This is a genomic window from Micromonospora andamanensis (assembly GCF_016863495.1).
Classification (GTDB): domain Bacteria; phylum Actinomycetota; class Actinomycetes; order Mycobacteriales; family Micromonosporaceae; genus Micromonospora; species Micromonospora andamanensis.
In genome coordinates this window covers 481,328-497,308 of sequence record NZ_BOOZ01000003.1, presented here as the reverse complement: position 1 = coordinate 497,308, position 15,981 = coordinate 481,328, and the positions used below count along the sequence as shown (strand labels likewise).

Genomic DNA, 15,981 nt, shown 5'->3' with positions numbered 1-15,981 from the left:
GCGTCGGCGACTCTTGCGGTGTGTGGGGATTTCGTTCATCTCGGCGTGCTTCTCCTTTGAGGTGGTGGGGTGCGCGCGGTCGAGGGGACGGTCACCGCACGTCGATGTCGCGCCATGGTTGTACGAATTGCCGGACTGTCGGTTGGGTGGGTGCTCCACTGCTGCTTCGCGTCGCCAACTGACCCCTGACTGAAGACGTAAGCGGACATCTATATTTAGATATCGTTATCGAACCTACGACGTCAGTCAAGAAACCTCGTCCGACCGGCCCCACCGACCAACCAGGCGGATGCCACCACTGGTACGTGCGGACAGCGCGGGGGAAAGTACGGCGGCTCAGCCGGCCGTGCGCTCCCAGTCGATTGTGGGCAGGCCAGCGTCGGCGAGCGCCTTGTTGGCGGCACTGAACGGCCGGCTGCCGAGGAAACCGCGCGGATTCATCGGGCTCGGGTGACCCGCCTCCAGCACCACGTGCTGCGGGTTTGTGACAAGCGCCGCCTTCTTGCGCGCGTAGCCGCCCCAGAGCAGGAAGACCACCCGGGACTCCAGCGCGTCGAGGGCCCGGATTGTCGCGTCGGTGAATTCCTCCCAACCCCGGTTGGCGTGCGAGCCGGGGGCACCCTGCCGCACGGTCAGCACCGAGTTGAGCAGCAGCACGCCCTGCCCCGCCCAGCCGTCGAGGTTGCCGCTGCGCGGCTTCGGCACGCCCAGATCCTCGCCCAGCTCCTTGAAGACGTTGCGCAGCGACGGCGGCACCGACACCCCCTCGCGCACGCTGAAGCTGAGCCCGTGGGCCTGGCCGGCGCGGTGGTAGGGGTCCTGCCCGAGGATCAACACCCGACAGGCCGACGGTGCGCAGCGCCGATAGGCCGAGAACAGGTCCTCGACCGGCGGGAAGACCGGGCCGGCGGCGTACTCCCCGGCGACGAATTCGCTGAGCGCGGCCGTGCGGGCCGGGTCGAGATGGGGGGTCAGCACCGCCCGCCACTGCTCGGGGAGCAGCGCCAGCAGGTCGAGAGCAGGGGTGTCGTCGGGCATCGGCAACCTCTCACCGGTCGGAACGTCTGCGGACACCGTAGGTGCCGGGTACGCACTGTAGGTATCAGGTACGACAGCGCTCAGCCCAGGGCGGCGAGGCGCTCCGCCCAGTCGCCACCGACCGGCTCCAGCTCCGCCGTGCGGGTGTCGTCGTCGTGCCGGTGCAGGCGGATCCACAGATGAGCGTCGGCCAGTTGCTCGACAAGTCCCTCACCCCACTCGACAACCGTCACCGACTCGTCGACCGAGGCGTCGAGGTCGAGGTCGTCGATCTCGGCCCGGGGATCGACCGCGTCACCCAACCGGTACGCGTCGGCGTGCACCAGCGACACACCTCGCCCGCCGGCCGGGTCCGGACGGTGTACCCGGGCGATCACGAACGTCGGCGAGGTGACGTCGCCGAGCACCCCCAGGCCGGTGCCGATCCCCCGGGTCAGCGCGGTCTTGCCGGCGCCCAGCGGGCCGGTGAGCAGCACCAGGTCACCGGCGCGCAGCAGCCCGGCCAGCCGTTGCCCGAAGGCGTGGGTGTCCGCGACGGTCGGCAGCACCACAGCGGTCACGAGCCGTCCCGCCCGCACGTGTCGAGGAAGCGGAGCAACGCGGCGTTGACCTCGTCGGCGTGCTCCAGCATCACCACGTGACCGCTGTCGGGAATCCGCACGAACTCGGCGTGCGGCAGCCGCCGGACGATCTCCTCCGAATGGGTCACCGGAGTGATCATGTCCTTGGCGCCGACGATCACCAGCACCGGCGTGCCGGCCAACGCGGCGAGCGCCGGGAACCGGGAGTGGGTCGCCAGGGTACGCAGGTAGCGGGTCACCGTGTCGGCGGAGGTACGGGAGTTCATCTCCTCCACGTACGACACGAGCGCGGGGCTCGGTTGTCGGGTGCCGAAGCCGTACCTGCGGGTCAGCAGCCAGGCCACGTTCGTGGTCGACCGGCGGGCCCTGTCGATCACCGCCCCGCCGTACCTGGTGACGTTGCCCGCCATGTAGAGTACCGGCGCACCCACCCGGCCCAGCAGGGCGGGCGCGACAAGCTTCGTTTCCGCAAGCAACCCGCCCGACGTGGCCATCAGCACGGTGCCCACCACCCGGTCGCCGAACATCTCCGGGTACAGCTCGGCCAGGGCCATGATGGTCATGCCGCCCATCGAGTGACCGACGAGCACAAGTGGCCCCTCCGGGGCGGCCCGGTCGATCACCCGGCGCAGCGTACGGCCGAGCGCGGTGAGGTCGTACTCGCCGCTCTCCAGCCGCCCCGACCGGCCGTGCCCCGGCTGGTCGTACGCGACGATCCGGTGCTCGCCCCGCTCGGCGAGCAGTTTGCGCTGGAAGTGGAAGGTGCCCATGTCCAGGCAGAAGCCGTGCACCAGCAGCACCGTCGGGTTGCCCTCGACCGGCCGGGTCGGCTCGACCACCTCGACGTGGATGTCGGTGCCGTCGCTCATCTCCAGCCGGTACGCCTCGTCGTACCGCTGATCGCCGAAGACCTCGTCGGCGTACGCGTCGGCGGGGTCGGCCTTGAGCCGGCGGACCAGGGCGCGTTCCGTGGCGACGCCGGCGGCCAGTCCGGCGGCGGCCACCCCCAGCGCCGCGCCGACCAGACCTGCGGCCTTTCCGGCGGTGGTCCGGGGCCGAGGGATCTGCCAGCCGGTCATGTCCGGTCGCCGACGTAGACGCGGGGTACCCGGGTGCTGCCGAACCGGGTGACGATCTCGTAGTTGATGGTGCCGACGGCCTCGGCCCAGTCGTCGGCCGTGGGCTCCCCCTCGGACCCGTCGCCGAACAGGGTCGCCACATCGCCGGCGGCCACCGGGTCGTCGCCGCAGTCGAGGACGAACTGGTCCATGCAGACCCGGCCGGAGATGGTCCGGCGTACCCCGCCGAGCTGCACCGGACCGGAGTTCGAGGCGTGCCGGGGCACCCCGTCGGCGTAGCCGAGCGGCACCACGGCCAGGTTCGCCTCCCGCTCGGTCGTGTAGGTGTGGCCGTAGGAGACCCCGGCACCGGCCGGCACCCGCTTGGTAAGCATCACCCGGGCGCGGGCGGTCATCGCCGGCCGCAGCCCGTACGTCTCGCCCGCCACCGGGGAGAGGCCGTAGACGGCCAGCCCCGGACGGACCAGGTCGAAGTGGGTGTCCGGCCGGGTCAGCGTGGCCGCCGAGTTGGCCAGGTGCCGGTAGCGCGGGCGCAGCCCGGCCCGCTCCACCATGGCCAGCCCCTCATGGAATACCGCCACCTGCCGATCCGTGGTCGGATGGCCGGGCAGGTCCGCGTACACGAAGTGGCTCCACACCCCCACCACCTCGACAAGTCCGTCGGCCTGTGCCTTCGCGGCGGCGTCGAGCAGGACCGGCCAGTCGGCGACAGTCGCGCCGCCCCGGGCCAACCCGGTGTCGATCTTCAGGTGCAGCCGGGCGGGCCGCCCGGCCGTCCGGCTCGCCGCCAGCATCTCGTCGAGCTGCGGCAGGCTCGCCACGCCCAGGTCGACGCCGGCCGTCACGCCGCTGTGCAGCGGCAGCCCCGGCGCGAGCAGCCAGGCCAGCACCGGAGCCTCGATGCCGGCCGCGCGCAGCGTCAGCGCCTCGTCCAGGGTGCAGACACCGAGCCAGTCCGCCCCGGCGTCGAGCGCGGCCCGGGCCGCCGGGACCATGCCGTGGCCGTAGCCGTCGCCCTTCACCACCGCCATCAGTTCCGCGCTGGTGCCGGCGCGCAGCCGGTCCACGTTCTCCCGGATCGCGTCAAGGTCGACACGTACCTCGGCCTGCCACATGCTCCCCACCCTACTTTCCGCCCTGATCACCACGGCGGGTACTCAGGGCAGACGGGCCAGCACGGCACGCAGCGCGACGGCGACGTCCGGCGCGGTCACCGGGCCGCCCCGGGCCGCTTCCCGACCGGCCAGCCCGTGCAGGTACGCCGCCGCCGCGGCGGCGCGCTCGGCCGGCAGCCCCGCTGCGAGCAGCGAACCGAGCAGTCCGGCCAGCACGTCGCCGGTGCCACCGGTGGCCAGCGCGGGGGTGCCCGTCGGGTTGACGTACGCCCGCCCGTCCGGCGTGCCGACCACCGTACGATCCCCCTTGAGCAGCACCACCGCGTTCATCCAGGCGGCCAGTCGCAGCGTGGCGGCCACCCGGTCGGCGCCCGGTTCCTCCCCGCAGAGCCGGGTGAACTCCCGGTCGTGCGGGGTGACCACGATAGGCGCGTCCCGTCGGCGCAACTGGTCGGCGAGGGAGCCGTCGACGAGCAGGGTCAGCGCGTCCGCGTCCAGCACCACAGGCACCGGCGCGGCGAGCACCGTCCGCAGCTCGGTGGCCCCCCGCTCGTCGGTGCCCAACCCGGACCCGCAGACCCACGCCTGCACCCGTCCGGCATCGGACACCCGGCCGGTGGCGATCACCGAGGGATGTTCGCGGACCACCTCCTCCCGGGCACCCCCGGCGTAGCGGACCAGGCCGGTCGGACCGGCGAGCGCGCCACCGACGGAGAGCACCGCCGCGCCGGGGTACGTGGCGGATCCCGTGGCCACCCCGACCACGCCCCGGGAGTACTTCTCCGAGGTGGGGCCGAGCCCTGGCCACCAGTCGGCCACGTCGGACCACTCCACCACGTGCAGCGCGGGGCTGCCGCGCAGCCACGGCGTCAACCCGATGTCGACGAGTTCCACCTCGCCGGCCAGCGCGGCGGCGGGGCCGACCGCCAGTGCCGGCTTCAACGCGCCGAACGCCACAGTCACGTCGGCACGCACCGCGTTCGGACGGCCGGCCGGCGTCAGCGGCACCGCTCCGGTGTCCACCGCGACGCCGCTGGGGACGTCCACCGCCACCACAGTCGCCCGCTCACCGTCACGTCCCCGGTGCCGCAGCAGACTCGCCGCCAACTGCTCGGCGGTCTCCCGCAGGCCACCCCGGCCACCGATGCCGACGATCCCGTCGAGCACCACGTCGACCACGGCCGGCGGTCGCGACACGACCCGTCCGCCGGCCGCGCGCAGCGCAGCCAGCCCGTCGCTGTGGACCCGATCCGGGGTGAGCAGCAACGCCGACACGGCGGCACCGCGCCGGGCCAACCGGGCGCCGGCGTACAGCGTGTCGCCGCCGTTGTCACCGGAGCCGACGAGCAGCAGCACCGGCGCGGCGTACACCCCGCCCCGTTCGGCGAGCAGCAGCGCGCAACGGCGGGCCAGTCCGGCGGCGGCGCGTTGCATCAACGTGCCGGGCGGCAGGGTCGCCAGCAGAGCCGCCTCCGCCGCGCGTACGTCCGCGACCCGCCAGACCGGCCTCATGCCACACCCCGTTCCCCGATCACCGGGCCAACCCTACCGGCGTGCGGGCCGCAAGATAGCCGTCGGCCACGCGTCCGGCAACGCCTGTGGACGAACCGGGGGTACGCCCACCGCCGGCTGTCCACAGGGCACCATGGCCGGCACCAGCGCCGCCTAGCGTCGTCGACGTTGCGCTGACGCCGGGCGGGAGGAACCGATGGTCGAGGAGAAGCTGGCCGTACGACCGGAGCTGCTGCACCGGGTCGGGCTGTCACTTGGTGACACCGGCCACCGGCTGGCGCACGGGGTGGCCGGCTGGCCGGGGCTCACCGCACCGTCCCGGGAATGGTCGACGGCGCGGGCCCTCGCCGCGCTGGAGATGGCCGTGCACGCCTGGTCCGGGCGGCTCGGTGCCCGGGTCGCGGAGACCGGCGACGCGGTGCGCGCCGCCGCCGGGGCGTACGAGTCGGTGGACGACCGGGCCGCCGCCCGGCTCTCCGCCCTGCCCCGATGAGCGCACCTGTGGCTGTCGGCTACGCCCAGCTCGCCCCGGCCGACCCGGCCGCGTGGCGGGCCACCGGGTCGGCCTGGGCGAGTCTGGCCGGGGTGGCCGAGCGGCGGGCCGGTGAGCTTGCCGACGGTGGCGTCACCCTGCGCACCGGCTGGTCCGGCAGCGCCGCCGAGTCGGCAGGTGCCCGGCTGGCGGGGCTGCGTGACGAGCTTGTCGCGCTGGTGCCTGTCGCGATCGAGACCGACCAGGTGCTCGCCGAGTTCGCCGCACGGTTGGTGGCCGCCCGGGCCCGGCTGGCGGCGGCCGTGGCGGCGGCCGCCGCCACGGGGGTGCTTATCGATCGCCGGGGTGGCGTACGCGCCGATCCGGCCCGAGTGCCGGCCGACGGCTCCGGCGCGACGGTCGCCCAGGTGGCCACGGCCCTGCGGGAGGCTCTCGACCTGGCCGCCACGGCCGACGGGGAGGCCACGACGCGTCTCGCCCGGCTGGCCGAGGCCGCCGGTACCGGCTGGACGAGCCGGCCACCGTCGTACCGACCACCGCCGAACGCCGAGCCGGGTCTGGTGCGGCGTTGGTGGGCCGGGCTGACCCCGGCCGAGCGGCGCTGGTTGGTGGTGCACGAGCCGGAGCGGACCGGGCGGCTCGACGGGGTGCCGGCCGACGCCCGTGACCAGGCCAACAGGCTGCTGCTCGCGGCCCGCCGCGCGGCACTCACCGAGTTGTGGGAGCAGTTGCTGGCCCGGGTGCCCCGGGGCCCGCTGGAAGTGGCCGGGCTGCGAGGCGTCGAGGGCAAACTGTCCGGGCTGGACGCGCTCGTCGACCGGCTGGAGTCGACCCGGCAGCCCCGGGCGTACCTGCTGGGTCTGGACGTCGGCGGCGAGGGGCGGACGGTGGTGGCCCTGGGCAACCCGGACCGGGCCTCGGACGTGCTCACGTACGTGCCGGGGATGACCGCCGGGCTCGGCGACGCCACAGGCGAGCTGGGCCGGGCGGCGCGGGTGCTGGCCCGCTGCGCCGAGCTGGCCCCGGGTGAGCAGACCTCGGCTGTGCTCTGGCTGGATTACGACGCCCCGGATTTCCTGCACGAGGCGGCCGGGGACGGGCAGGCCCGCGCGGCCGGGGAGGCGCTGCACCGGTTCCAGGAGGGGCTACGGGCCACCCACGACGGCCCGCCCGGCCGGCAGACCGTGCTCGGGCACAGCTACGGGTCGCTCGTGGTGGGCACCGCCGCTCGCGACCACGGTCTCGCCGCGGACGCGCTTGTCTTCGTCGGCTCACCCGGGGTGGGCGTGGCGCACGCGGCCGACCTGGGGTTGCCGCCCGGGCAGGTGTGGGCCAGCACCGCACCTGACGACGTGATCCGGCTGGCCCGCCCACCCGAGGAACTGGCCCGACGGGCGGCGCTCGGCGCCTCCCCGATCGGCACGATCGCCGGTTGGCTGGCCGGGCCGGGCGACGAACTGTGGTTCGGGCGCGACCCGGCCGAGCCGGGCTTCGGGGGGCGGACGTTCCCCAGCGGCCGGTACGGCCACACCGGCTACTGGCATCCGGACAATCCGGCGCTGGACGGCATGGCGCGGGTGGTGCTGGGCAGGTGACCAGCCCCGGGCTACTCCACCGTGACGGACTTGGCGAGGTTGCGCGGTTGGTCGACGTCGTGGCCCCGGGCGGCGGCGATCTCGGCCGCGAGCACCTGGAGCGGCACCGTGGTGACGAGCGGCGCGAGCAGCGTGGGCGTACGCGGGACGTAGATCAGGTGATCGGCGTACCTGACGACCGACTCGTCGCCCTCCTCGGCGATCACGATGGTGCGGGCACCACGCGCGCGTACCTCCTGGATGTTGGAGACGACCTTGTCGTGCAGCATCCCCCGACCCACGGGCGACGGGACGATGCAGATCACCGGGGTGTTCTCGTCGATGAGCGAGATCGGGCCGTGCTTCAGCTCGCCCGCGGCGAAGCCCTCGGCGTGCATGTACGCCAACTCCTTGAGCTTCAGCGCACCCTCCAACGCCACCGGGTAACCGACGTGCCGGCCGATGAACAGGATCGTCGGTTCGCCGCGCAGCTCGCGGCCCAGCTCGCGGACCGGCTCGACCCGCCCGAGCAGGTCCCGCAGCTTGTCCGGCACCTGGTGGAGCTGCTCGACCACGGCCGCCACCTCGTCGGCGAACTTGACCCCGCGCACCTGAGCCAGGTGCAGGCCGATCAGGTAGCAGGCGACAAGCTGGGTGAGAAACGCCTTGGTGGAGGCGACGGCGATCTCCGGCCCACCGTGGGTGTAGAGGACGGCGTCGGACTCCCGGGGGATCGTGGAGCCGTTTGTGTTGCAGATAGCCAGCACCCGGGCCTTCTGCTCCTTGGCGTGCCGCAGCGCCATCAGGGTGTCCATGGTCTCGCCGGACTGGGAGATCACCACGATCAGGGTGGACCGGTCCAGCACCGGGTCGCGGTAGCGGAACTCGCTGGCCAGCTCCACCTCACAGGGGATCCGGGTCCAGTGCTCGATTGCGTACTTCGCCACCATGCCGGCGTGGTAGGAGGTGCCGCAGGCGACGATGAAGACCTTGTCGACGTCGCGCAGGTCCTGGTCGCTGAGGCGGACCTCGTCCAGCATGATCTCGCCGGTCTCGGTGAGCCGGCCGAGCAGCGTGTCCGCGACCGCCGCCGGCTGTTCGGCGATCTCCTTGAGCATGAACCAGTCGTAGCCGCCCTTCTCCGCGGCAGAGGAGTCCCAGTCGATGTGGAAGTCCTTGCCGCTGGCCGGCTGACCGTCGAAGTCGGTGATTTCGATGCTGTCCCCGGTGATCAGGACGATCTGGTCCTGGCCCAGCTCGACCGCGTCCCGGGTGTGCTCGATGAACGCGGCGACGTCACTGGCGAGGTAGTTCTCCCCGTCACCACGGCCGACCACGAGGGGTGAGTTGCGACGGGCACCGACCACCGCGCCGGGAATCGCCGAGTCGACGGCGAGCAGCGTGAAGGCGCCCTCCAGCCGCTGGCAGACCACGCGCATGGCGGCGGTCAGCAGGTGCGGCCCGTCCGGCTGGCCGGCGGCGCGCAGCTCGGCCAGGGCAGCGGCGAGCAGGTGCGCCGCGCACTCGGTGTCGGTGTCGCTGGCGAAGGTGACGCCCTGGTCCTCCAACTCGGTCCGGAGCTTGGCGAAGTTCTCGATGATCCCGTTGTGGATCACCGCGACCCGACCGTCGGGCGACAGGTGCGGGTGGGCGTTACGGTCCGTGGGACCGCCGTGGGTGGCCCACCGGGTGTGCCCGATGCCTGTGGTGCCGTCGCCGATGCCGATCGGGCTGGCGCCGCAGCCGGCCGGGTCCTCGGCCGCCCGCTCGGAGAGCACCTTCTCCAGGTTGGCCAGCTTGCCCGCCTTCTTCTCGGTCAGCAGCTCGCCGTCGCACACGATCGCGACGCCTGCCGAGTCGTAGCCGCGGTACTCCAACCGCCGCAAGCCGTCGAGCACGATGCCGAGCGCCGGTCGGGCGCCGGCGTAACCCACGATTCCACACATGGGTGGCAGCCTAACCAGTTTCGCTCACGATGTCTGCTCGAAAGCGGGGTAAACAATCACTGAATTTGAGCGATTTGGCGATGGCGGTGGCAGGTTGCCACAAACCACGCAGCCGGCGGGCGGGCGGGCCAGGTGATCGCAGCCGTACCCTGACGGGCGTGACGAGCAGTGATGTCGACCCGCTGGTGGCCCGGATGCGCCCGTTCGGGACGACGGTCTTCGCCGAGATGTCCGCCCTGGCGACGCGTACCGGCGCGGTGAACCTCGGCCAGGGTTTCCCGGACACCGACGGCCCGCCTGAGATGCTCGCCGCCGCGGCGGAGGCCCTGGCCACCGGCCGGAACCAGTACCCACCCGGTCCCGGCATCGCCGAACTACGCGCGGCCGTGGCGGCGCACCAGCGCCGCTTCTGGGGGCTGGAGTACGACCCGGACGGTGAGGTGGTGGTGACCGCCGGGGCGACCGAGGCGGTCGCCGCGGCCATTCTCGCCCTCTGTGAGCCCGGCGACGAGGTCGTCTGCTTCGAGCCCTACTACGACTCGTACGCCGCCTCGATCGCCCTGGCCGGCGCGACCCGGCGACCGGTGACCCTCCGTCCCGGCGTCGACGGGCGGTATGCCTTCGACCCCGACGACCTGCGGAACGCGTTCGGTGCCCGGACCCGGCTGGTGCTGCTCAACTCGCCGCACAACCCGACAGGCAAGGTGTTCACCCCGGACGAGCTGGCCCTGGTCGCGCAGCTGTGCCAGGACCACGGCACGTACGCGGTCACCGACGAGGTCTACGAGCACCTGGCCTTCACCGACGCGGCGAGCGGGCACGTGCCGCTGGCCACGCTGCCCGGGATGCGCGAGCGGACCCTGCGGATCTCCTCGGCCGGCAAGACCTTCTCCTGCACCGGCTGGAAGGTGGGCTGGGCCAGCGGGCCGGCGCCACTGGTGTCGGCGCTGCTGCGGGTCAAGCAGTTCCTCACCTTCGTCAACGCCGCACCCCTGCAACCCGCTGTGGCGGTGGCACTCGCCCTGCCGGACGACTACTTCACCGCGTTCCGGGCCGACCTGCAGGCCCGCCGCGACCAGCTGATCGACGGGCTGACCGCTGCCGGGTTCGACGTGCTCACCCCGGAGGGCACGTACTTCGTCACTGCCGACATCACCGCCCTGGGTGGCACCGACGGGGTCGACTTCTGCCGCACCCTGCCCGAGCGGTCCGGTGTGGTGGCGGTACCCACCCAGGTCTTCTACGACGACCCCGAGGCCGGTCGGCGGCTGGTCCGGTTCGCCTTCTGCAAACGCCCCGAGGTGCTGGCCGAGGCGGTGACCCGGCTGCGCCGGCTGCCTGAGGTCAGGTGACCGGACCGGCGTCAGTTCGGGACGTGGGCCGTACCGGTGTCGACAGGCGCCGCGTCGACCGCCGACCGCGCGGCCCGGGCTCGCCGCCGTGCCGCCGACCAGGCCAGCACCATCGCCGCGAGGAAGAGCGCGGGTGCGAGCTGCGCGAATTCGGCTGCCGAACGGATGTCGTCGGTGACCGCGAGGTAGCGGGCCCGCTCGGCCGCATCCTGCCATTCCTCAGGATCCAGCCCGAGATAGTCGTGCACGAGGATGAGCGCGCAGGCCGCCGGCACCGTGACGAGCAGCAGGGGCAGCCGACCCCGGGTCGACCGACGTAGCGCGGCCCACCAGGTCAGGGCGGCGAGTGCCAGCGTGCCGACCATGGTGAGCACGGAGGCCGTGCCGAAGGTGGGCCACCAGACGTCGCGCTGATCCAGTCCGTCAGCGGTCGCGCCGTACACGGTCAGCCAGGGCAGCGCGAGGCCGGCGAGCAGCGCCACGGTGCCGGCTGCGGCAGCGACGATCCGGCCGGAGCCCGGCCACCAGCTGGCCAGCACCACTGTGGCGAGGGCTGCCACGACGAGCACCGCGAACGTCAGCCCGGAGCTTTCGTAGGCGAACCAGATGGCCCCGTAGTCCCGGTCCAGGGCGGGTGCCACCCGGCGCACGATCTCAGCCCAGCGGTCGGCACCCTCGTCCGGCGTCGACGAGAGGCGATAGGCGGCACCGGCCAGGACCGTCGTCGTGGCCAGCAGGGTGCCACCCGCCGCGACGGCGGCGGCCCGTCCCGCGTACCCGGGCAGCATCACCGAGGCCAACGTCAGCAGCACCATCGGAACCACCAGGAGCAGGTACGCCCATCCCCACCCGCCGATCTCCGTGACGCTGAGCCCGACAGTCGAATCCTGGTAGAGGAGCGAGCCGGACCTGCTGCCCAGCACCTCGATCGTCACCTCGGACCACGGTGTCGCCACGGAGCCGATGGTCAGCCCGAGGACAATCATGATCATGAGCAGCCGGCCCCAGCGGGCCCCGAGCCAGCTCTGCGGCGCGCTGGGCGGCGCCTCGTCCAGCGCACTGTCGGCGGGTTGCCCGACGGAACCAGGAGAACCTGGGTGGGACACAGTCACCCCCGTGAGACGTGGTGTCCGCCCTACGGCGGCCGGCGGTCATCGTCCCACGGCACCCTACACAGTAGGGGGACGCCCGTCCGGCCACGGTGGAGCCGATCACCGCAGGCGGTCAGGGTCAGGCCGGGCTGGCGGTACGGACGTGGGCGGCGATGCGCTCCGCGACGTCGCGGGCGGTCTGCTCGGTGGCGGCCTCGACCATCACCCGGACCAGTGGCTCGGTACCCGACGGGCGCAGCAGCACCCGGCCGGTCTCGCCCAGCTCGGCCTCGGCCCGCTCGACCTCGGCGCGTACCGCGGGCGCGGCGGCGCCCACGGTGCGGTCACCCACCGGCACGTTGATCAGCACCTGCGGCAGCTTGGTGACCACGCTGGCCAGGTCCGCCAGGGTGCGGCCGGTGGCCGCGATCCGGGCCATCAGGTGCAGCCCGGTGAGGACCCCGTCGCCTGTGGTCGCGTACGCCGGCATCACGATGTGGCCACTCTGCTCGCCGCCCAGGGCGTACCCGGAGGCACGCAGTTCCTCAAGTACGTACCGGTCGCCGACCTTTGTCTCGACCAGCCGGATGCCGGCCGCGGACATTGCCAGGCGCAGACCGAGGTTGCTCATCACGGTGGCGACAAGGGTGTCTCCGGTAAGCGTGCCGGCCTCCCGCATGGCCAGCGCCAGGATCGCCATCACCTGGTCGCCGTCGACCTCGTCGCCGTCGGCGGTCACGGCCACGCACCTGTCGGCGTCGCCGTCGTGCGCGATGCCGAGATGCGCGCCGTGCTCCACCACTGCCTGGCGCAGCGCCTCGATGTGGTTGGAGCCGCACTCGTCGTTGATGTTGAGCCCGTCCGGCTCGGCGTGGATCGCGACGACCTCGGCGCCGGCCTCCCGGTAGACCGCCGGAGCGACCTCGGCGGCGGCACCGTTGGCGCAGTCGACAACTACCTTGATCCCGTCGAGCCGGTGCGCCGCGGTGCCGGCGACGTGCTGCACGTAGTGGTTCGCGCCGTCGAGCAGGTCGTGCACCCGGCCCACGCCGGCACCCACCGGACGCTCCCAGGCGCTTGCCGCGTTGGCCTCGATGGCCGCCTCGATCCGCATCTCGATCTCGTCGGGCAGCTTGTGCCCACCGGCGGCGAACAACTTGATCCCGTTGTCCGGCATCGGATTGTGCGAGGCCGACAACATCACCCCGAGGTCCGCCTTGGCCTCTGCGGTGAGGAACGCCACCGCCGGCGTGGGCAGCACTCCGACCCGGATCACCGTCGCGCCCGCGCTGGTCAGCCCGGCCACCACTGCCGCCTCGAGCATCTCGCCGCTGGCCCGGGTGTCCCGGCCCACCACGGCCAGTGGAGCGCGGCCACGATCCGACTCGGCGAGGGTGTGGGCGGCCGCGACGGCCACCGCGAGCGCCAACTCCGGGGTGAGATCGGCGTTCGCCCGCCCGCGTACGCCGTCCGTGCCGAACAACCGGCCCATACCCACAACCTCCGATGAACTGCCGTTACAGGAAGAGTGCCTTGTCGTGAGGCGACGGAAACGGCCGGCCCACCTCCCCTGTCGAGGGGAGGCGGACCGGCCGTCCGTCAGAAGTACAAGGTGCGGCTGGAGATCAGCGCTTCGAGTACTGGGGAGCCTTACGGGCCTTCTTGAGGCCGTACTTCTTGCTCTCCTTGACCCGGGCGTCCCGGGTCAGGAAGCCGGCCTTCTTCAGGGCCGGACGGTCGTCGGGCTCGCTGACGATAAGCGCCCGGGCGATGGCCAGCCGCAGCGCACCGGCCTGGCCGGTGGTGCCGCCGCCACGCAGGTTGGCGATGACGTCGAACGCCTCGGGCTTCTCGGCGGTGACCAGCGGATCCTTGATCAGCTGCTGGTGCACCTTGCTCGGGAAGTACGCCTCCAGGTCACGCCCGTTGCAGGTGATCTTGCCGGTGCCCGGCACGATGCGCACCCGGACGATGGCCTCCTTGCGCCGACCCACGGTCTGGATCGGGCGGTCACCACGAGGCGCGCGCGCGACGGGCGCCGGCGCCTCGGTGGCCTCAGGGGCGACCTCGGTGGCGGTGATGTCGGTCATGCTGCTTCCTTCGCCCGCGCTCACTGCGCGATCTGCTTGATCTCGAACGGCATCGGCTGCTGCGCGCCGTGCGGGTGCTCGGCACCGGCGTAGACCTTCAGCTTCTTGATGAGCTGACGGCCGAGCTTGTTGTGCGGGAGCATCCCCTTAACCGCCAGCTCGATGGCCCGCTCGGGACGCTTCGCCAGCAGCTCCTCGTAGCCGACCTGCTTCAGGCCACCCGGGTATCCGGAGTGCCGGTAAGCGATCTTCTGCTGGCGCTTGTTGCCGGTCAGCGCGACCTTGCCCGCGTTCACGACGACGACGAAGTCGCCCGTGTCAACGTGCGGCGCGAAAGTCGGCTTGTGCTTGCCCCGCAGCAGCGTGGCGGCGTGGGTGGCCAGGCGGCCCAGCACGACATCAGAGGCGTCGATGACGTGCCACTGACGCTCGATCTCACCCGGCTTCGGGCTGTACGTACGCACAGGTCTACCTTGTCTCGTCGTCGGTCTGGGGTAGCGCGAGGTGACCAGGGCTACCCAGCCGGACCAGCGCGCACGAACGACCAAGCGTACCTCAGGCGGCACGCCCACAGATGTCGTACAACAGCAGGCAACGATACCCGCAGCCCCACCGGCCGGTCAAAACGGGGTCCGGCTGGCGGGGCAAGCGGGTCCGTATGACGACTGTCACACCCCGGCGCGGGCCATCCGACTGCCGGGACGCAGGTACGCGACCCAGGTGACCACCAGCAGTACCAGGAAGAACCCGACGTAGAAGCGCAACGCCGGCTGGATGCCCCCGTACGTCGACCGGGCCCAGGCGTAACAGATCGGCACCAGGAAGCCACCGAAGGCACCGACCGCCGAGATGATGCCCAGGGCACCGGCGGCCTGCCGGCGCATCGCCAGCATCACCTCCGGCGTACCGCCCCGTTCCTCCCCCTTGATCTGGAAGATCCTGCTGATCATCCGGTAGGTGGAGCCGTTGCCGACGCCGGTGGCCACGAAGAGCAGCAGGAAGGCCACGAAGAACAGGCCCATGCTGCGTCGCTCGACCGACCAGAGCGCGCCCAGGGCACCGACCGCCATCAGCACGAAGCTGGCCACCGTCACCCGGGCCCCGCCGACGATGTCGGACAGGCGGCCACCGAACGGCCGACAGAGCGAGCCCACCCCCGCGCCGAGGAACGCCCAGGCCAGGGCGACGTCCGGTCGGTTGAACACCGAGTTGAGCAGGGTGGGAAAGGCTGCCGAGTAGCCGATGAACGAGCCGAAGGTGCCGATGTAGAGCAGCGACATGATCCACGTGTCCCGGTGCCGCAGCGACGACCAGACCGGCCGCACGTCGGCCTTCGCCTCGACCAGGTTGTCCATGAACAGGTACGCGCAGACGGCCGCGATCACCGCGAGCGGGATGTACATCAGTCCGGCCCGGGCCAGCGCGAGACCGCCACCGAGCACGATCACCTGGGGCACCACGAACTGCACGACGGCCACCCCGATGTTGCCGCCCGCCGCGTTCAGCCCCAGCGCCCATCCCTTCTCCCGCTCTGGATAGAAGAAGGAGATGTTGGCCATGCTGGAGGCGAAGTTGCCGCCACCGAACCCGGCCGTGGCCGCGATCAACAGCAACGACACGAAGCCGATCTCCGGGTGCTCGACCGCCCACGCGAGTCCGGCGCAGGGCACGATCAGCAGCAACGCGGAGATGACCGTCCAGTTGCGCCCGCCGAAGACCGGCACGGCGAAGGTGTACGGCAGCCGCAGCAGGGCACCGACCCCGCTGGGCACGGCGGTCAGCCAGAGCGCCTGGCTGGTGGTGAGCTGCCAGCCGGCGTCGCCGAGCCGGACGACGACGATGCTCCAGAGCAGCCATACGGAGAAGCCGATGTGTTCGGCGAAGATCGACCAGATGAGGTTGCGCCGGGCGACGCCGCTACCGATCCGCCGCCAGAAGGCCGGATCCTCAGGTGCCCAGTGCCCGATCCACCGCCCCGGTCGGTGGTCCAGGCTCTCCTCGTCGATTACCGTCGGCTGTGCGCTCGTGGTGGTCATGGCGCAGAAGCTAGGCAGCCGCCGTTACCACGGCGTTCGCCGTTCGGGTCGGCCCGGCAACGGGGATCGCACCA

The 15,981-nt window shown here is 72.2% G+C and carries 14 protein-coding genes; 3 read left to right on the top strand and 11 right to left on the bottom strand.

What is annotated here, in order from left to right; translation table 11 throughout:
• Nucleotides 1-336: 336 nt before the first annotated feature.
• The 5 genes from ung to Van01_RS04810 all read right to left on the bottom strand — a co-directional run bounded on the left by ung (nucleotide 337) and on the right by Van01_RS04810 (nucleotide 5,325).
• Complete coding sequence (ung, locus tag Van01_RS04830) at nucleotides 337-1,038, bottom strand: uracil-DNA glycosylase (protein ID WP_204000476.1); 702 nt, start codon at nucleotides 1,036-1,038, stop codon at nucleotides 337-339.
• A gap of 80 nt (nucleotides 1,039-1,118) precedes the next feature.
• On the bottom strand, nucleotides 1,119-1,589 hold the full coding sequence (gene tsaE, locus Van01_RS04825) for a tRNA (adenosine(37)-N6)-threonylcarbamoyltransferase complex ATPase subunit type 1 TsaE (protein ID WP_204000653.1): 471 nt from the start codon (nucleotides 1,587-1,589) through the stop codon (nucleotides 1,119-1,121).
• A gap of 5 nt (nucleotides 1,590-1,594) precedes the next feature.
• On the bottom strand, nucleotides 1,595-2,698 hold the full coding sequence (locus Van01_RS04820) for an alpha/beta fold hydrolase (RefSeq protein WP_204000473.1): 1,104 nt from the start codon (nucleotides 2,696-2,698) through the stop codon (nucleotides 1,595-1,597).
• Entirely contained in the window at nucleotides 2,695-3,813 is a 1,119-nt protein-coding gene (gene alr, locus Van01_RS04815) for an alanine racemase (protein ID WP_204000469.1), read from the bottom strand. The genes Van01_RS04820 and alr overlap by 4 nt, the downstream gene beginning before the upstream one ends.
• Before the next feature lie 42 nt (nucleotides 3,814-3,855).
• Nucleotides 3,856-5,325 carry an NAD(P)H-hydrate dehydratase gene (locus Van01_RS04810; RefSeq protein WP_204000466.1) on the bottom strand — a complete coding sequence of 490 codons (1,470 nt, stop codon included), beginning with the start codon at nucleotides 5,323-5,325 and terminating at the stop codon, nucleotides 3,856-3,858.
• Between the two features lie 196 nt (nucleotides 5,326-5,521).
• Between Van01_RS04810 and Van01_RS04805 the strand changes: the two genes are divergently transcribed.
• Together Van01_RS04805 and Van01_RS04800 are read left to right on the top strand one after the other, a co-directional pair.
• The gene (locus Van01_RS04805) at nucleotides 5,522-5,818 is read left to right on the top strand and encodes a type VII secretion target (RefSeq protein ID WP_204000463.1); all 297 of its coding nucleotides are present in this window, start codon (nucleotides 5,522-5,524) and stop codon (nucleotides 5,816-5,818) included.
• Nucleotides 5,815-7,413 (top strand): alpha/beta hydrolase, encoded by a 1,599-nt coding sequence (locus Van01_RS04800; protein ID WP_204000460.1) that lies wholly within the window; start codon nucleotides 5,815-5,817, stop codon nucleotides 7,411-7,413. Before Van01_RS04805 ends, Van01_RS04800 begins: the two co-directional genes overlap by 4 nt.
• An 11-nt stretch (nucleotides 7,414-7,424) precedes the next feature.
• On the opposite strand, the gene glmS is transcribed toward Van01_RS04800, so the two are convergent.
• Nucleotides 7,425-9,338: a glutamine--fructose-6-phosphate transaminase (isomerizing) gene (gene glmS / locus Van01_RS04795; RefSeq protein WP_204000457.1), complete on the bottom strand. Its 1,914-nt coding sequence runs from the start codon at nucleotides 9,336-9,338 to the stop codon at nucleotides 7,425-7,427.
• A 158-nt stretch (nucleotides 9,339-9,496) separates the two neighbouring features.
• Here glmS and Van01_RS04790 point away from each other — a divergent pair, with 158 nt between their 5' ends.
• Nucleotides 9,497-10,690: a pyridoxal phosphate-dependent aminotransferase gene (locus Van01_RS04790; protein WP_204000454.1), complete on the top strand. Its 1,194-nt coding sequence runs from the start codon at nucleotides 9,497-9,499 to the stop codon at nucleotides 10,688-10,690.
• 11 nt (nucleotides 10,691-10,701) lie between these two features.
• Here Van01_RS04790 and Van01_RS04785 read toward each other — a convergent pair whose 3' ends face one another.
• The 5 genes from Van01_RS04785 to Van01_RS04765 all read right to left on the bottom strand — a co-directional run bounded on the left by Van01_RS04785 (nucleotide 10,702) and on the right by Van01_RS04765 (nucleotide 15,907).
• A complete protein-coding gene (locus tag Van01_RS04785; protein WP_204000451.1) occupies nucleotides 10,702-11,796 on the bottom strand; it encodes a hypothetical protein in 1,095 nt (364 codons plus the stop codon).
• Nucleotides 11,797-11,920: 124 nt separating this feature from the next.
• A complete protein-coding gene (glmM, locus tag Van01_RS04780) occupies nucleotides 11,921-13,273 on the bottom strand; it encodes a phosphoglucosamine mutase (protein WP_204000448.1) in 1,353 nt (450 codons plus the stop codon).
• Nucleotides 13,274-13,406: 133 nt separating this feature from the next.
• A complete protein-coding gene (rpsI, locus tag Van01_RS04775; protein WP_018784602.1) occupies nucleotides 13,407-13,871 on the bottom strand; it encodes a 30S ribosomal protein S9 in 465 nt (154 codons plus the stop codon).
• Between the two features lie 20 nt (nucleotides 13,872-13,891).
• Entirely contained in the window at nucleotides 13,892-14,335 is a 444-nt protein-coding gene (gene rplM, locus Van01_RS04770) for a 50S ribosomal protein L13 (RefSeq protein WP_099849671.1), read from the bottom strand.
• Between the two features lie 204 nt (nucleotides 14,336-14,539).
• Nucleotides 14,540-15,907: a NarK family nitrate/nitrite MFS transporter gene (locus tag Van01_RS04765; RefSeq protein WP_204000445.1), complete on the bottom strand. Its 1,368-nt coding sequence runs from the start codon at nucleotides 15,905-15,907 to the stop codon at nucleotides 14,540-14,542.
• Nucleotides 15,908-15,981: the final 74 nt, after the last annotated feature.